This is a genomic window from Tatumella sp. UCD-D_suzukii (genome assembly GCF_000611875.2).
Lineage (GTDB): Bacteria > Pseudomonadota > Gammaproteobacteria > Enterobacterales > Enterobacteriaceae > Tatumella > Tatumella ptyseos.
The window spans coordinates 1-13,314 of sequence record NZ_JFJX01000056.1; the positions used below are offsets into that span (position 1 = coordinate 1).

The 13,314-nt window shown below is 49.7% G+C and carries 22 protein-coding genes; 15 read left to right on the forward strand and 7 right to left on the reverse strand.

Annotation, left to right across the window (positions count from 1 at the left end; translation table 11 throughout):
* Positions 1-97: 97 nt before the first annotated feature.
* The 6 genes from CG67_RS18675 to CG67_RS12290 all read right to left on the reverse strand — a co-directional run bounded on the left by CG67_RS18675 (position 98) and on the right by CG67_RS12290 (position 3,794).
* Positions 98-220: a hypothetical protein gene (locus tag CG67_RS18675; RefSeq protein ID WP_256360140.1), complete on the reverse strand. Its 123-nt coding sequence runs from the start codon at positions 218-220 to the stop codon at positions 98-100.
* A 19-nt stretch (positions 221-239) separates the two neighbouring features.
* Complete coding sequence (locus tag CG67_RS12270; protein WP_025903237.1) at positions 240-1,244, reverse strand: hypothetical protein; 1,005 nt, start codon at positions 1,242-1,244, stop codon at positions 240-242.
* Between the two features lie 184 nt (positions 1,245-1,428).
* Complete coding sequence (locus tag CG67_RS12275; protein WP_025903238.1) at positions 1,429-1,758, reverse strand: hypothetical protein; 330 nt, start codon at positions 1,756-1,758, stop codon at positions 1,429-1,431.
* 416 nt (positions 1,759-2,174) lie between these two features.
* Entirely contained in the window at positions 2,175-2,357 is a 183-nt protein-coding gene (locus tag CG67_RS12280; RefSeq protein ID WP_025903239.1) for a hypothetical protein, read from the reverse strand.
* 137 nt (positions 2,358-2,494) lie between these two features.
* Positions 2,495-3,043: a hypothetical protein gene (locus CG67_RS12285; RefSeq protein WP_025903240.1), complete on the reverse strand. Its 549-nt coding sequence runs from the start codon at positions 3,041-3,043 to the stop codon at positions 2,495-2,497.
* Between the two features lie 43 nt (positions 3,044-3,086).
* On the reverse strand, positions 3,087-3,794 hold the full coding sequence (locus tag CG67_RS12290; RefSeq protein ID WP_084764970.1) for a S24 family peptidase: 708 nt from the start codon (positions 3,792-3,794) through the stop codon (positions 3,087-3,089).
* A gap of 79 nt (positions 3,795-3,873) precedes the next feature.
* On the opposite strand from CG67_RS12290, the gene CG67_RS12295 reads away from it, so the two are divergent.
* The 5 genes from CG67_RS12295 (at position 3,874) to rdgC (ending at position 7,210) form a co-directional block, all read left to right on the forward strand.
* Complete coding sequence (locus CG67_RS12295) at positions 3,874-4,095, forward strand: Cro/Cl family transcriptional regulator (RefSeq protein WP_025903242.1); 222 nt, start codon at positions 3,874-3,876, stop codon at positions 4,093-4,095.
* Positions 4,096-4,250: 155 nt separating this feature from the next.
* On the forward strand, positions 4,251-4,529 hold the full coding sequence (locus CG67_RS12300; protein ID WP_025903243.1) for a CII family transcriptional regulator: 279 nt from the start codon (positions 4,251-4,253) through the stop codon (positions 4,527-4,529).
* A gap of 77 nt (positions 4,530-4,606) precedes the next feature.
* The gene (locus CG67_RS12305) at positions 4,607-5,596 is read left to right on the forward strand and encodes a replication protein (protein WP_074011222.1); all 990 of its coding nucleotides are present in this window, start codon (positions 4,607-4,609) and stop codon (positions 5,594-5,596) included.
* A complete protein-coding gene (locus CG67_RS12310; protein ID WP_025903245.1) occupies positions 5,593-6,294 on the forward strand; it encodes a replication protein P in 702 nt (233 codons plus the stop codon). Before CG67_RS12305 ends, CG67_RS12310 begins: the two co-directional genes overlap by 4 nt.
* Before the next feature lie 16 nt (positions 6,295-6,310).
* A complete protein-coding gene (gene rdgC / locus CG67_RS12315) occupies positions 6,311-7,210 on the forward strand; it encodes a recombination-associated protein RdgC (protein ID WP_025903246.1) in 900 nt (299 codons plus the stop codon).
* Between the two features lie 44 nt (positions 7,211-7,254).
* Here the strand turns inward: rdgC and CG67_RS12320 are convergent, their stop codons facing one another.
* A complete protein-coding gene (locus CG67_RS12320; protein ID WP_152975062.1) occupies positions 7,255-7,851 on the reverse strand; it encodes a hypothetical protein in 597 nt (198 codons plus the stop codon).
* A 74-nt stretch (positions 7,852-7,925) separates the two neighbouring features.
* On the opposite strand from CG67_RS12320, the gene CG67_RS12325 reads away from it, so the two are divergent.
* From CG67_RS12325 to CG67_RS12370, 10 genes are all read left to right on the forward strand, one after another.
* Positions 7,926-8,375, forward strand: a complete 450-nt coding sequence (locus CG67_RS12325) for a DUF1367 family protein (protein WP_025903248.1) — start codon at positions 7,926-7,928, stop codon at positions 8,373-8,375.
* Positions 8,376-8,384: 9 nt separating this feature from the next.
* Entirely contained in the window at positions 8,385-8,924 is a 540-nt protein-coding gene (locus CG67_RS12330) for a phage N-6-adenine-methyltransferase (RefSeq protein ID WP_025903249.1), read from the forward strand.
* Between the two features lie 201 nt (positions 8,925-9,125).
* Positions 9,126-9,296: a NinE family protein gene (locus CG67_RS18120; RefSeq protein WP_152975063.1), complete on the forward strand. Its 171-nt coding sequence runs from the start codon at positions 9,126-9,128 to the stop codon at positions 9,294-9,296.
* A gap of 99 nt (positions 9,297-9,395) precedes the next feature.
* Entirely contained in the window at positions 9,396-9,989 is a 594-nt protein-coding gene (locus tag CG67_RS12340; RefSeq protein ID WP_235501136.1) for a recombination protein NinG, read from the forward strand.
* Positions 9,986-10,642 carry an antitermination protein gene (locus CG67_RS12345; RefSeq protein ID WP_025903252.1) on the forward strand — a complete coding sequence of 219 codons (657 nt, stop codon included), beginning with the start codon at positions 9,986-9,988 and terminating at the stop codon, positions 10,640-10,642. Before CG67_RS12340 ends, CG67_RS12345 begins: the two co-directional genes overlap by 4 nt.
* Positions 10,643-10,914: 272 nt before the next feature.
* Positions 10,915-11,163: a phage holin gene (locus CG67_RS12350; protein WP_197709855.1), complete on the forward strand. Its 249-nt coding sequence runs from the start codon at positions 10,915-10,917 to the stop codon at positions 11,161-11,163.
* Between the two features lie 8 nt (positions 11,164-11,171).
* Positions 11,172-11,651 (forward strand): lysozyme, encoded by a 480-nt coding sequence (locus CG67_RS12355; protein ID WP_025903253.1) that lies wholly within the window; start codon positions 11,172-11,174, stop codon positions 11,649-11,651.
* Positions 11,648-12,124, forward strand: a complete 477-nt coding sequence (locus CG67_RS18125; RefSeq protein ID WP_025903254.1) for a lysis protein — start codon at positions 11,648-11,650, stop codon at positions 12,122-12,124. Before CG67_RS12355 ends, CG67_RS18125 begins: the two co-directional genes overlap by 4 nt.
* 47 nt (positions 12,125-12,171) lie before the next feature.
* Positions 12,172-12,426: an Ig domain protein group 1 domain protein gene (locus CG67_RS12365; RefSeq protein WP_160318972.1), complete on the forward strand. Its 255-nt coding sequence runs from the start codon at positions 12,172-12,174 to the stop codon at positions 12,424-12,426.
* A 227-nt stretch (positions 12,427-12,653) separates the two neighbouring features.
* Positions 12,654-13,178 carry a Rha family transcriptional regulator gene (locus tag CG67_RS12370; protein ID WP_025903256.1) on the forward strand — a complete coding sequence of 175 codons (525 nt, stop codon included), beginning with the start codon at positions 12,654-12,656 and terminating at the stop codon, positions 13,176-13,178.
* Positions 13,179-13,314 lie beyond the last annotated feature (136 nt).

Here is a 13,314-nt window from a genome sequence, read left to right on the forward strand (position 1 = left end):
CATTTCGACCTCCTGGTAAGCTGTAACATCCGAAGCCGGTTAGCATCGTTATCCGGCAGTGAGTAGCGAATAAATCCGACGTTAAATTTCAGTCTCTTCACGCAAAAGCCTCCCCGCCCGGACGGGCCGCTTCATTAACAAATCGCTTGATACGGTCAAGCTGTGATTTAAACAGTGATTTAGCAGCGCCAATGACGCCGCCGATGACGTTGGTTGTCATTAGCGATACTCCGGTGTGATTAGTAGTTGACGTTCAGGTGCGGTATTTCACCGTCTTTAATGGCTTTGAATGCGCGGATAGCCTGTTCACGGCTAAGGCCAACGACACTTTCCAGTGCGCCGACCGATTCAGATCCAATGCGCTTGCGGTGGTTTTCATTTGCTGTGCGCCGGGCCAGTTCATCAGCCTTTCGCTTCTCTTCGGCAATCCGTGCCTGCTCTGCCAGGGCTGCTTTACGGCGTTCAGCTTCGATAGCTTCCTGCTTCTCACGCTCAGCCTTTTCCTGAGCTCTTTTTGCTTTAAGCTCGGCCATGTCACGGGCTTCTTTGGCTTCCCGCTCTGCACGTTCCTGTGCGGCAATGCGCTCCTGCTTTTCCCGTTCGGCTGCGGCCTGTAACTCACGCTCACGGCGCTCAGATTCTTCACGGTCACGCCTGGCCTTTTCCTCGACCTCACGCTTCGCGCGTTCTTCAGCTTCCCGGGCGATGCGCTGCTCATGCTCAATGCGCTGCTGCTCTGCCAGGCGGTCAGCTTCTGCACGGTCACGGTCGAAGTTGTCGTTCATAAGCAAGGCGATTTCATGATCGGACTCAAGCTTTTCAGCCGCGGCTTTATCGAATGCTTCGTTCATCTCCAGCGCTTCGGCGTGGGCGGCGGCCAGTGCTTCCTGCTCTTTAATTCGCTCCTGTTCAGCCTCCCAGTCCGTTAAGGGCTGTCGGGTTTCGTCACGGATGGCGTCGCACGTAGTGACGAACCGGCGCAATTCTGCTTCCACTTCCTTTGGCAGCTCTTTCAGTCGCTTCAGGTAGTCACGACCCGGCTTTTCAATTGCCGTCTTACTGCGGGATACCTGAGCAGCCAGTGATGCCACCCGGGCGCGACCTTTGGCTGTGCTAAGGTCAGGAACTTCATTCACTGACTGGCGAATTTGTTCCAGAAAGGCATCAAGTCCGTTTGGGGCATAAAGGGCAGGGGCCTGTTCAGGCTTAATTTCCAGCAATGCTAAATCTGTTGTTTCCGTCATAATCCTCTCCTGAATGTGGTCATATAACCGCCCACTCAGTGAATGGACGCTGATATGAGGGCGTAAAAAAGGCCTCGCCGTAGCGAAGCCAGATTGAATTAGTACCTGTTTTTACCGGGGCAGGCTCCCGCTTTCTGCTATTCCCCAACAGCAAGAAACTGGCTAATGTATTTACTCCCCAACTTCAGGAGTAAATTTCATTATGAGCGATACTAAGACCTTGAATGTCACCTGTCCGGATTGCGGATGTGATCAAATCCGTAGGCCCGATGACTTCGACTTTGAGAACAATTTTGTTAATGTTTTCTGTAACAATTGTGGTCGCGAAATCGTCAAGGATGATGTTGTTAGTCAAGCCACTGATGCAGCTAAAAAACAAGTCGAGGACATGTTCCGGAATGCTTTCAAAGGGGGAGGGTTCAAGCTTAATTAAAGACATCAAGCCATTTAGCTGATTTATTGCCGATGTCGCGTCCAGCTCGACTTTTAGTGGCGCGACAATTTCGCTTCGCATACTTCACCTCACACTAAAGGAATAGACCGGCCTCTGACCTTCTGACGGCCGGTGCATGTTACCCGGTCACTCTTGGTGCGGTGGCCGGCTGAATAAATCTCTTTCGTGGTATCTGGCACCCGAAAGAAATCTCTGGTTGTGTGCATCATTGCCGTTCTTCCTGAACCCGCCGAGCACCCGACACATGGTTTAGAGACGTGCCGTTCGTCTGTGGGGCTTATAATGTACTATTAGTTCATGCTAGTAAAGTACCAAAGGTACATTTCATAAGTATGGAAAGTTCAAAATAGGATAAATATATGAACTTTAAAGGGATTTATTTTTAAAACGACTGGATCGGCTATCAGGCAGGGTGGGGGGCTGGGGATTTTGGGCACAAAAAACCCGGCGCGGGGGCCGGGTTATTACTATGGATATTACTTGCGTAGTCGCTCGACATCATGATTGTCATGATGGATAGAAGGGTTATCACCCTCTAATTTACTGATCTTTTCCCAAGTAGTTCCAAAAGCATGTAGCGGACTCTTGCCATCGCTATACATCGCATCTACTACACCTTGGGCCAAGGTAGCAAAGTACTCTTCGCTTTTCATATTCATAACAGTACCTCTAAGTCGAGATAAAATCCCGCTGTATCACTGGGCATGCAAGCCCAGCAACCGTATTTTGTAAGTCACTTCTAATAGAAGGTTTAGTATAATCTCACAGTAAAAATTGTGAGACAAGCTCAAAATTCTTAACTGGCTAGGGGTAAAATCATTGCTGGCATACCCTTGTGATAATCCGTTTTGAACGAAAAACCTGATTTAGAATAGTAACTTATTCTGTTTTGTAGTGGATTTGTCAATGCAATGGATGTAGGAGTGATCCCCCTCAGTCTCAATGCAAGTGCATAACCAGTGAATGATTCTAATACTATTGGTAGAAATTGACGGTCCAAGTCTCTGTGAGCATCACGCCGCTTTTCAAGCCAAGAGATTTCAACGGTGTTCGTAGCTGTATTATAGCCCCCCATCGCATAACCTATTGGCTGCTTCCGATAATAAACAATCAGTTTTATTGGGTGACTTTCAGCAAGATCGCACCTTATGAAGAATTTTTCAGATGCATCCCACATCAAAAGCCCTTGTTGCTTTAAAGCTCTAAACTCTTCATTTATGAGAGGATTAGGCGGAGTTAAGCGCAAAGAGTTCTCAGGAAGCCTTAAGGTAATTTTTTTGGCTAATTCCAGAAAGACACCTTCCTGAAATTGTTCCACTTCTATATGACTAAGATCACAACTCATTAAGATCGCCGTTACAGTTCCAATTTAACTTTATGGGGTTCTTCTAACCAAATCGTTTGTAGTCGACCGACTGACGCAGTAGAACTTTAGCCAAAACGTGCAAGTTGGCTTCTTCTTCTGCATCGATATGCCAGTTTTCATAGCGATCATTGTCTGAGATTACAGCCAGCTTATCCTTTTGCATCTGTAAGCGCTTTACGTGCATAGTGCGGCCATAGGTGAAGACATAGACGCCATCACCGTCAAAGTTGTTCACGGATATATCCACAAAGATTTCATCGCCAGGGTTTATTGTCCCCTCCATGCTATCGCCGCGAACTGTGATAACCTTTACGACATCCTGAGAGCGACCGTTGAATAGGCTCCTAGCTTGTTCAGTCGTGTACTCAATTGCTCTGATTTTCTCTATGAAGTCATGTGTCATATAAGTGCCAGATCCTGCGCTGGCCTGAACATCCAGAACGTCAACCCTATAGGTATCTTCCGGGACGTTTAGGTGATCAGATGCAATGCCATCCTCTGCAATATAACCATTGAGATAAGCAGACGTGGTACCTAGGAACTTGGCCAGCCGCTCCATGGGTTCTCGCCGGGGTATAGACTCCCCGTTGAACCATTTGCTCACTGCCTTAGGGGTGAGCTTGAGCCTGCTGGCTATTTCAGCCTGCCTTCCATGAACTGCTAAACCCGCTTTATCACAGGCCAGCGCAAGCCTTTGCGAGAATCTTACACGCTCTTTTTCCTGAACCATGAGTTCAAATATATTATCTATTGACTGTACTTTCAGTTCCGTCATAAAATGTACCCAAGGTTCATCACAGGAGAAACGCATGAACGAACTTACGTTTGGAGACGTCATTAAGACCGTTCGTGTTTCAGTTGTGGCTGAAGTTTGTGGCCTGACTCCGAAAGCCATCTATAAATGGCTGGAGAAAGGGGGGTTACCGCGCACTGAGTTTACTGATGAAACTGATTACGCGAAACGAATCTCCCGAGCATCAGGTGGCAAGTTCTCACCATCACTGATTAAACGCATCGGTAAAGCAGCATAGTCACGCATTAAATGTGTACTTTAAGTACCGAACGGCCCGGGATATGGTCGGGTGCCCGGCGTGGTCAGTGGATGACTGTCAATGGTGCACAAAAAAACACTTTAACGTGACAGCACCTGCTGATCACTCAACTACACACACAAGGATTTAATCAAATGGAAGTAACAACCACACGCAACAACGCTCGCGCAATTGAGAGCAAGTTATTGAACAAAATCGCATTAGTCGGGCTGACCAACGTAGCGAAAGCTGTTGGCGTCGATAAGTCTCAGGTGTCGCGCTGGAAGGCTAATTTCATTCCGAAGATGTCACTGCTACTGGCGGTGCTGGAGTGGGGAGTGGATGACGAACAGATTAACGATCTGGCCCAGCGTCTACGGGTATTGCTCACAAATGAAAGGGCCCCAAAGAACGGCGAATTCTTTGAGGCCTGATAGCGAATTTTTGGACCAATTCACAGGAGGAATTATGCCAGGCATAACTGGATATGTAAACAGTAAGGAGGGCAGCTATGGCAACCGCAGCCCTTTATGATTTTAACTCCGCTCGCAATCTCAGGAGCAATCGGATGGAAAACCAGAAGTCAGGTTTTGTGCCGATGTACCGGAGTATTTTAAAGCAGTCATGGAGGAAGGACGTTTATCTCAGAACGCTGTGGCAGGACCTATTGTTTGCTGCACAGAAAGAGCCACGGAAGGTAAATTTCAGAGGTCATGACTGGCAGCTTAATACCGGACAACTGGTCACAACACTGGACGATTTAGGGGCTAATCTCTGCAACAGGGAGGGGGATCCAACAAGTCGTCATGCAGTGAAAAGAATGCTCACCGTATTCGAAAAAGAAGGGATGATTACTATCCATTCTGAGCACCGAAAAGGGACGGTGATCACCATCCTGAATTACTCAGAATATAACCAAAAAATGGCCGATTTACCCGCGCATAACATCGCGCACTACTCCGCTCCCAACAAACCCAGTAATACCAACGCTTCAGAGGGTGGTGCCGCGCATAGTGCCGCGCACTACCCCGCGCACCATGAACAACAATGTAATAACAATAATAAAAACCTTACGTCCGAGAATTCTGACGAATCCTCTGACAAGCCCGATAAAAATCTTCCTGCTCTCCGTCCAGGGGCTGCAATCCAGAGTGGCAGGAAGTGGGGATCGGACGAAGACCTTCGAGCTGCTGAATGGCTTTTTGGCAAGGTGCAGAAAATATCACCATCGGCAAAGAGGCCAAACTATGCCACCTGGGCTAACGACATTCGGCTGATGCGTGAGCAGGACAACCGAACCCACAAAGAAATCTGCCAGTTGTTCAAGTGGGCCTGTCAGGACAGCTTCTGGCAAGGCAACGTCCTTTGCCCTGGAAAGCTCAGGGAAAAGTGGGACCAACTGGCGATTAAGTGCAGCAAACAACAGGTTAGCGCTCAGGCTGCCATCCAGCAGGACGTACCCCACTGGAACAGCCCTGAATCATGGGAGGAATTTATATGAGTCGATTACTCCAGGCAGTCGCCAACCGTGACGCCGGTACGTTATCGCAGATCGCAGGTAACTATCCTGATAAGCCAACACAGAACGTGGTTAACAGCGAGGCTGAGCAACTGGTCGATGCGCTATTCCGGCAGTTCCGGCAGGTATTCCCGGCGGCCGCAGCGACAAACCTGCGTACTCAGGCAGACGAATCAGCCGCGAAAAAACAGTGGATTGCTGCATTCGCTGAAAACGGGATCACCACCCGTGAGCAACTGGCGGCCGGTATGCGGTGGGCCAGAGCGAAAGATACGCCGTTCATGCCATCCCCGGGCCAGTTCATCGAACAGTGCAAGGCCGGTGCCTGTCATGCCGCAGGGTTGCCGGACGCTGACGAGCTGTACCGCCGGGTGATGAAATACTGCGGGGAGCGGGGATTCTACGAGTGCCCGGAAAACTACCCCTGGGACAACAACGCTGACTACTGGATGATCACCGCCCTGTACAGCCAGATGCAGGCCGGGAACCTGACGGAATCAGAACTTCGTCAGCGGTGCGGTAAGCAGCTCAAATCCATGGCTGACCGGATCACTTCCGGAGAGGATATCCCCGAACCCCGGAAGCAAATCCCGCAGTTGCACATACCGTCAACCACAGAAACAGCAAAATCCCACATCGCCAACATCCGGCAGATGATGAAGCAGTCCCGCCACAACTAATCCGAAGGAAAACCCGATGAAATTTTTCAAGAATGCGGCAATTTACCGTATGACCCGTGACGTCATTAGCCTGGATGACATGGAGAAGATGCTGGCCGCCTGCCGGTTCACGCCGTGCGGCTCACAGGAAATGGCAAAGACCGGATGGGTTCCGCCGATGGGCGAAGCATTCAGCGACCAACTGGCCCATATCGCCGGTGACCACGTTCTGCTGACCGTTCAGCGTGAAGAAAAAATTCTCCCGGCACCGGTTATCAAACAGGCCCTGGAAGAGAAGATCGCCAAGCTGGAAAACGAACAGCAGCGCAAGCTGAAAAAGACCGAGAAAGACAGCCTGAAAGATGAAGTGCTTCACTCTCTGCTGCCCCGGGCATTCAGCCGCTACACGCAGGAACGTATCTGGATTGATACCAAAGCACAGCTGATAGTGGTCGATGCCGCCAGCGCGAAGCGGGCCGAAGATTGTCTGGCCCTCCTGCGTAAATCACTCGGCTCTCTGCCGGTAATCCCGCTGACGATGGACACACCTGTCGAACTGACGATGACCGAATGGGTACGTGACGGCCAGACCCCGGCGGGAATGTCACTGCTGGACGAAGTCGAGCTGAAAGCGGTGCTGGAAGATGGCGGAACAGTTCGCTGCAAAAAACAGGAGCTGGTCAGTGATGAAGTCTCTACTCATATCGAAGCCGGTAAGCGCGTTACCAGCGTAGGCATTGACTGGCAGGAGCGCATGCAGTTCACGCTCACTAATAGCCTGCAACTGAAACGCATCAAGCCAGCAGATATCCTGGTTGAACAGAACGACGATATTGACCGTGCAGATGTGTCCGCACGGTTTGATGCTGATTTCTGCCTGATGGCTGGTGAAATGTCGGCTTTGATTGAGAGCCTGATTGATTCCCTGGGCGATTAATCTATTAATTTCAATGAGATTGTGCATTTTTCAAAATAAATTAGTTATGGTAAAAACCATTTTCTTTTGGGCGCGGAGGGGGTAATGGTCTTTGACCAACTTGATTGCATATGTTGAATGGGTCTTAGCTTGCTTTCATGTGCAACAACTTCGCGACTCAAAAGATCCATGATTATCATCATGGCTTGCTGCATAAATTTTTCTTTTGCACTGAACTCATGGTAAATGGCCATATCTTCAGGAGAAAAATTACGACAAGGAATTTTTTGGATTTTCAAAAAAATTTCATTGTTATCAAAGGTTGCCTCAGTCCATGAATGTGCAAAATTATTCCTTATCTGATTGATTAATAAAATACATTCTTTCTCTTCCTTTGATATCAATCCAAAACCATATGCAAGATCTACACGAGCATACATTTTCCCACCTTTTATAGAGGTTATCTCAGCATCATTGACCATGCAGGCTCTTAGAACTTCTGTCAAAGCTGTCTCTATTAGTGAGGTGCTTATCAATACAATTCCCAGTTCACTTTCGTCTCGAAATGTCGCCCACACTTTCGACACCCTATGTAAATCTTGAATTTGTTTTTTCATTTTATCTTGTTTCTTTTTTTGGGGAGGAAGTACTTTTTTTACCAATTTCGCCATCCTTGGCAATTATTTAAATTCAAATAAATTTCGTAAATTGTTAGGAAGTATTGAAGGGGGAGGCATTGAAATTCGACCTGGTGAAACATCCGGGCGGCGTATTTTCTCCAGCTAACGACATTGACCTCGAACGACTCCAGCGCTTCAAAACCGGCGAAACCTACACAGCCGAAATCAAACTGACCCGTAACCCGTCCTTTCACCGCAAGGTAATGGCCTTTTTTGGCTTTTGCTTCCAGCACTGGTGCGCCAATCGTGCCGGCCTGGAGCATATGGACGAACACAGCCAGTTTGACCGTTTCCGTAAAGACCTGACGATACTGGCCGGCTTCTATGTCCAGACAGTCCGGTTAAACGGTGACGTCCGGACAGAAGCGGAAAGCCTGGCGTTCGCCAGCATGGAGCAGGAGCGTTTCGAGAGGGTGTATAGCGCACTGATTAACGCCGCCATTAAACACGTATTTGCGGGTACCAAAGACCCGAACATATTAAACAGGCTGTATGCCTTTTTCTGAGGAAACAGAATGACTGATAAATCCAACACGTCAGCAGAGCACAAGGATAGCTGGCAGACCCCTCCGGAGGTATTCCGCGCACTCAATGCAGAGTTTCAGTTCCAGCTTGATGCTGCAGCCAGCGCGCACAACGCGCTTTGCCGGAAGTACATCACCGCTGAGCAGGACACGCTCCAGACGGAGTGGGGTGATTATGTTGAGAATGGCTATGCCTGGCTAAACCCACCCTACAGCGCACCGCTTCCGTTTGTCGAAAAAGCGGGGAAGGAAAAAGAACTGAATCACGTCGGGTGCGTGATGCTTCTTCCGGCGGATATATCCGTGGGCTGGTTCAAGGAGGCGGTGAAAACAGCCAGCGAAGTCCGGCTGATAACCGGTGGCCGTCTGGCGTTTATCTCCTCGCAAACCGGAAAGCCGGTCGGTGGCAATAACAAGGGGTCGCTGCTGATTATCTGGCACCCGTGGCCGACGGGTTCATGCCAGTTCAAAACGGTGGATCGGGATCAGCTTATTAACTTCGGCAAGCGACTGATGGAGAGGGCGGCTTAATGAGAACTTGGAAGCATTACAATCAGGACGAACTCGACTACATCGTGCGAGTGGCCGGCAAGGTGCCGATACCGGTTATCTGCAAGTCACTCAAACGCACAGAGAACTCTGTTGTACGTAAAGCACAGGAGATGAAATTAAGCCTCACAGTGCCGAAAAGGGTATTACTCAAGCACTGGCCTGAATATGTGAGAGGTGGTGATGAAGCGTAGCCCGACACAACTAGCCATCGATAACCTGATATTCCGCCCCACAAAACTTTCCCGCAATAAACCCAAGCCGATACCGATAGCCTCAGAGGTCCAAACCTATGATGCCGTCCGGCTATTGCGTAAACGGAAATATGACTGCATGAGGATAAGGCGCATATGACAACAGAAACACCCTGCACAGCCTGCGGATTCCCTTCTACTGATGGGAAGCTCTGTGACTCCTGCGACGAACTGTACAGCGCAAAGAGCCCGAATTTTTATGACCTGGGAGGTGATGATGGTCAGGCAGAAGAAGCCGAAACCGAAAACTTGCCGCCACTGTAAATCGAAATACTTTCCCCGCACCACCACTCAAGTCGTCTGCTCAACCTCCTGCGCAATCCAATACAGCAAGCGCCAATCAGCGAAACAAGCTGAGCGGCAGGCTATTGCCGATCGGAAAGCGCACCGGGAACGAAAAGCAGACCTGAAGCCATTAAGCCACTGGGTGAACATGACTCAGCGGGCTTTTAACGACTTCATTCGGGCTCGGGACGGGGAGGTATGTATCAGTTGCGGCAGCCGGTCGGCGGTCAGCTATCACGCCGGGCACTTCCGGACTACAGCAAAGGCCAGTCAACTCAGATTCAACGAGGATAACTGCCATAGCCAATGTTCATCTTGTAATACCCATCACTCCGGAAATATCGGGCCGTACCGTCTCAACCTGATAGCCAAAATCGGGCCTGAGCGCGTCGAGGCGCTCGAAAACAACAACGAGCCACACCGATACACCAGAGAAGAACTGGAATCGCTCAGAGCGCGTTACAGGAAGCAAACCAGAGAGCTGATTAAACAGCGGGAGCAGCAATGAACCTCGAAAACGCCGTTAAATTTCACAGCCCCAAATCCCCGCAATTCACCGACTCCCCACGGGCAACCGCATCAGAGGCATTAACCGGTACTGATGTTATGGGAGCGTTCGGGATGGTACAGAGTCGCTCTGCACTCGGATTCACAGCTTTCAGCGGCAAAATGGATCTGAGTGAGAGCGACAAGCGGAAGGCAATTCAGTTACTGACACAACACGGATTAAAGCACTGCGATAAGGTGGCCGCCTTACGCAAACTTGAAACCAAGGTTAAGGGAAAAGTGGTGCAAACACTCGCAACTTTCGCCTTTGCTTCATGGTCACGTTCTGCGGCAACGCCCGGGGCCCGATGCAAAGACTGTCACGGAACCGGTCGCGCATGTGATCGGGAAAAGACAGAGGAGAGCGGGGTATTCACTGAAAAGGAATGTAATCGGTGTTCCGGGGAGGGTTACACCCGACTGCCTGCCGTATCAGCTTACAAGGCCATAAAATCCAATATTACTGATAAGCAGTGGCGCTATGAGGTGAAGCGTTATTATGAGTCACTGATATCGGAACTGGATAAATCGGAGAGTCATGCCAATAGCATGTTACGACTGGTAACGACCTCTTTTGACGAAGTTAGCAAACCCCAAACGATTGCAGTTGACTAAATGGCGGAAATTGGGTAAATTTGACACCAATGGTGGGATTTTATGCTTTCCATCCAGTCAAATTCGAAGGGCTCGCTGATTGCGGGCCCTTTTTCGTTTCTACGGCACAATAAATTCAATCCAGGCTCTGCTACGGCAGGGCCTTTTTTATGCCCGAATTTCACCCTCTGCCAATCGACGACCCGTTAAATATCCTCTCTGAACTGAAGCGTTAACGGCAGCGGGTGAATCCCCTACACACAACACCGTTCCGTAATCACGGAGGTGAACCTATGAAGATCACAAACATGCCCGACAAAGTTGCTTCGGCGGCCAGCTATTGCGTCTCGGGTGGGCTGATATGTGGAGGCGGTATTTTGCAATGGTTACAACACCTGAACTGGAACACCATTGCGGTTATCGGTGGCTTCATCATCGGTATCGTTACTTGCCTCACCAATATGTATTTCAAGCTCCGCCAGACCAGATCGTATGAGTCCGCACTACAAAGGGGAATTATTACCCCGCCACAGGAAGACTGACCATGGCCATATCACTTTCACTCAGGAAGAAGCTGATTGCGGCCGCCGGTGGAGGTGTTATTGCCATTGCCTCGGTTCTGGTTAGTAGCCAGGAGGGTATAGAGCACACCCCGTACCGGGACGGCGGCGGAGTCTGGACTGTCTGCAAAGGACACACCGGTCCCGACGTCATCCCCGGACGCACCTACACAGATTCTCAGTGCAATGCCTTCCTGTCTTCTGATATCGCCACAGCTAATCGGTCGGTCACCCGTCTGGTAAAAGTTCCGATGGACGAAATGCAGGAGGCGGCTCTGACCAGTTTCGTGTTTAACGTGGGAGTCGGTAACTTCTCCCGGTCATCATTACTGCGTGAGCTCAATGCTGGCCACTACACACAGGCATGTAATTCACTCACCCGTTGGGTATATATCGGCAAAGAAAAGTCCACGGGTCTGATGAACCGCCGGCAGGTTGAGCGTGAAGTCTGTATGTGGGGTGCTCAATGATTTGGTTATTCAAGAATTGGCGGTATGTGGTCATCACTATCCTTGCTGGCATATCTCTGAGTCTCACAAGTCTTGTAGATCACTACCGATACTCTGCCGAATCATGGAAAGAGAAGTCACAGCAGCAATCCGTGCTGGCAGACTCCCGACTAAAGACCATCACCGCGATGCAGGAACAGCAGAAATCTGTGTCTGACATCGACAACCAGTACCAGACAACTATCAAGGCGAAAGACGATGAAATCAGTTCTCTGCGCAACCGCGTTGACTCTGGTGCTGTCCGGCTGCGCATCAAAGCAGTATGTCCAGTCGGAGTGTCCAAAACCTCCGGCACCGCCAGCCGCTCTAATGCAACCAGCGCCGAACTCAGTCCGGACGCTCGACAAGATTATTACACCCTCCGAAGCCAGTTAAATCAGGCCGCCGCCCAGATTAATGGCCTGCAGGCTTACATCAGGGAAATCACGAAATGAATTTTATCCAGTGGCTGAAAAGCCTTTTTAACCGAGAGAAAGAGAAAATGTCAGATCAATCCGTAGTGCAACCAGAAGCAGCCGCCGCGGTGGCAACTGAAACCCCAGCAGCTACCGAAACGCCAGTATCAACTGATGCCGGTACCGCAGCGACAGAAACCGAAAGCACTGCAACCAGCTCACCACTGGAGCAGGCCAAAGCCAAGTTTGACGCTTTCGTGGAATTTGTTGAGCACGGCCTGGAAGTCCTCGGCGAAGAAGCCGAAGCCGATTTGGTCGCTCTGAAAGATAAGTTCCTGTAATCAGAACAGAGGCCATTACGGTGGCCTCGATTGTGATTACCCGACACCCAAAATCTGGGTATCGACCCCAAGCCCACTTTAACCGGTGGGCTTTTTTATTGGCGCAACGCACGCGCTAAAAACCCAGAACCTTTCAGGATGCACCTTGAGGAACCGGCTGGCTGTCGGAGCTCTCTGGGGGCCGTTTTCCTGTGCGACAAGGTTCATCACTAAAAGGTAATTCCGATATGCAAACACTTATCGTCAAAGAAGCCAACTTCTCAGAAATGGTGATGGCTATTCATGGCAAAGCGCTAACCACGAGCCTAAAAATTGCTGAATACTTTGGCATGAGACACGCCAACGTTCTGAGGAAAATACGGCAAGTTCGTGACGAGTGCCCAACAGAATTCGCCCAACTCAATTTTGAGTCGACTGATTTTATTGATAAAAATGGCGAATCTCAGCCAATGTTCAAGCTAACCAAGGATGGCTACATGCTGGTAGTGATGGGGTTCACTGGTGCGGCGGCTATGCAGATTAAGATTAAGTACATTCAGGCATTCAACTGGATGGCTGAACAAATTACCCGATGGAACGAAATGGGCGAAGAGGCTCAACACCGTCACGCACTGAAAGTTGCTAAGTCCGAAGTTAAAGCGCGGATCGGAAGCAAGCTGATGAACAGCCGGAAGCGCGAAAAGAAAATACTTGCGATGGAATTTGAGCAAATCCTGTCACTGACTCAGCCAAAACTACTCTTTAGCGAGTAACCAACCCGAGAGTCACTTTCACAACGGCTCTCATAACATGGGTATGCTCGATCTTGCCTGAGGAAAATTGATTATCGTTCCCAAAATAAGCCATGTGATATGGTGATATACTGCTCACTTCATAAGACATTAAAAC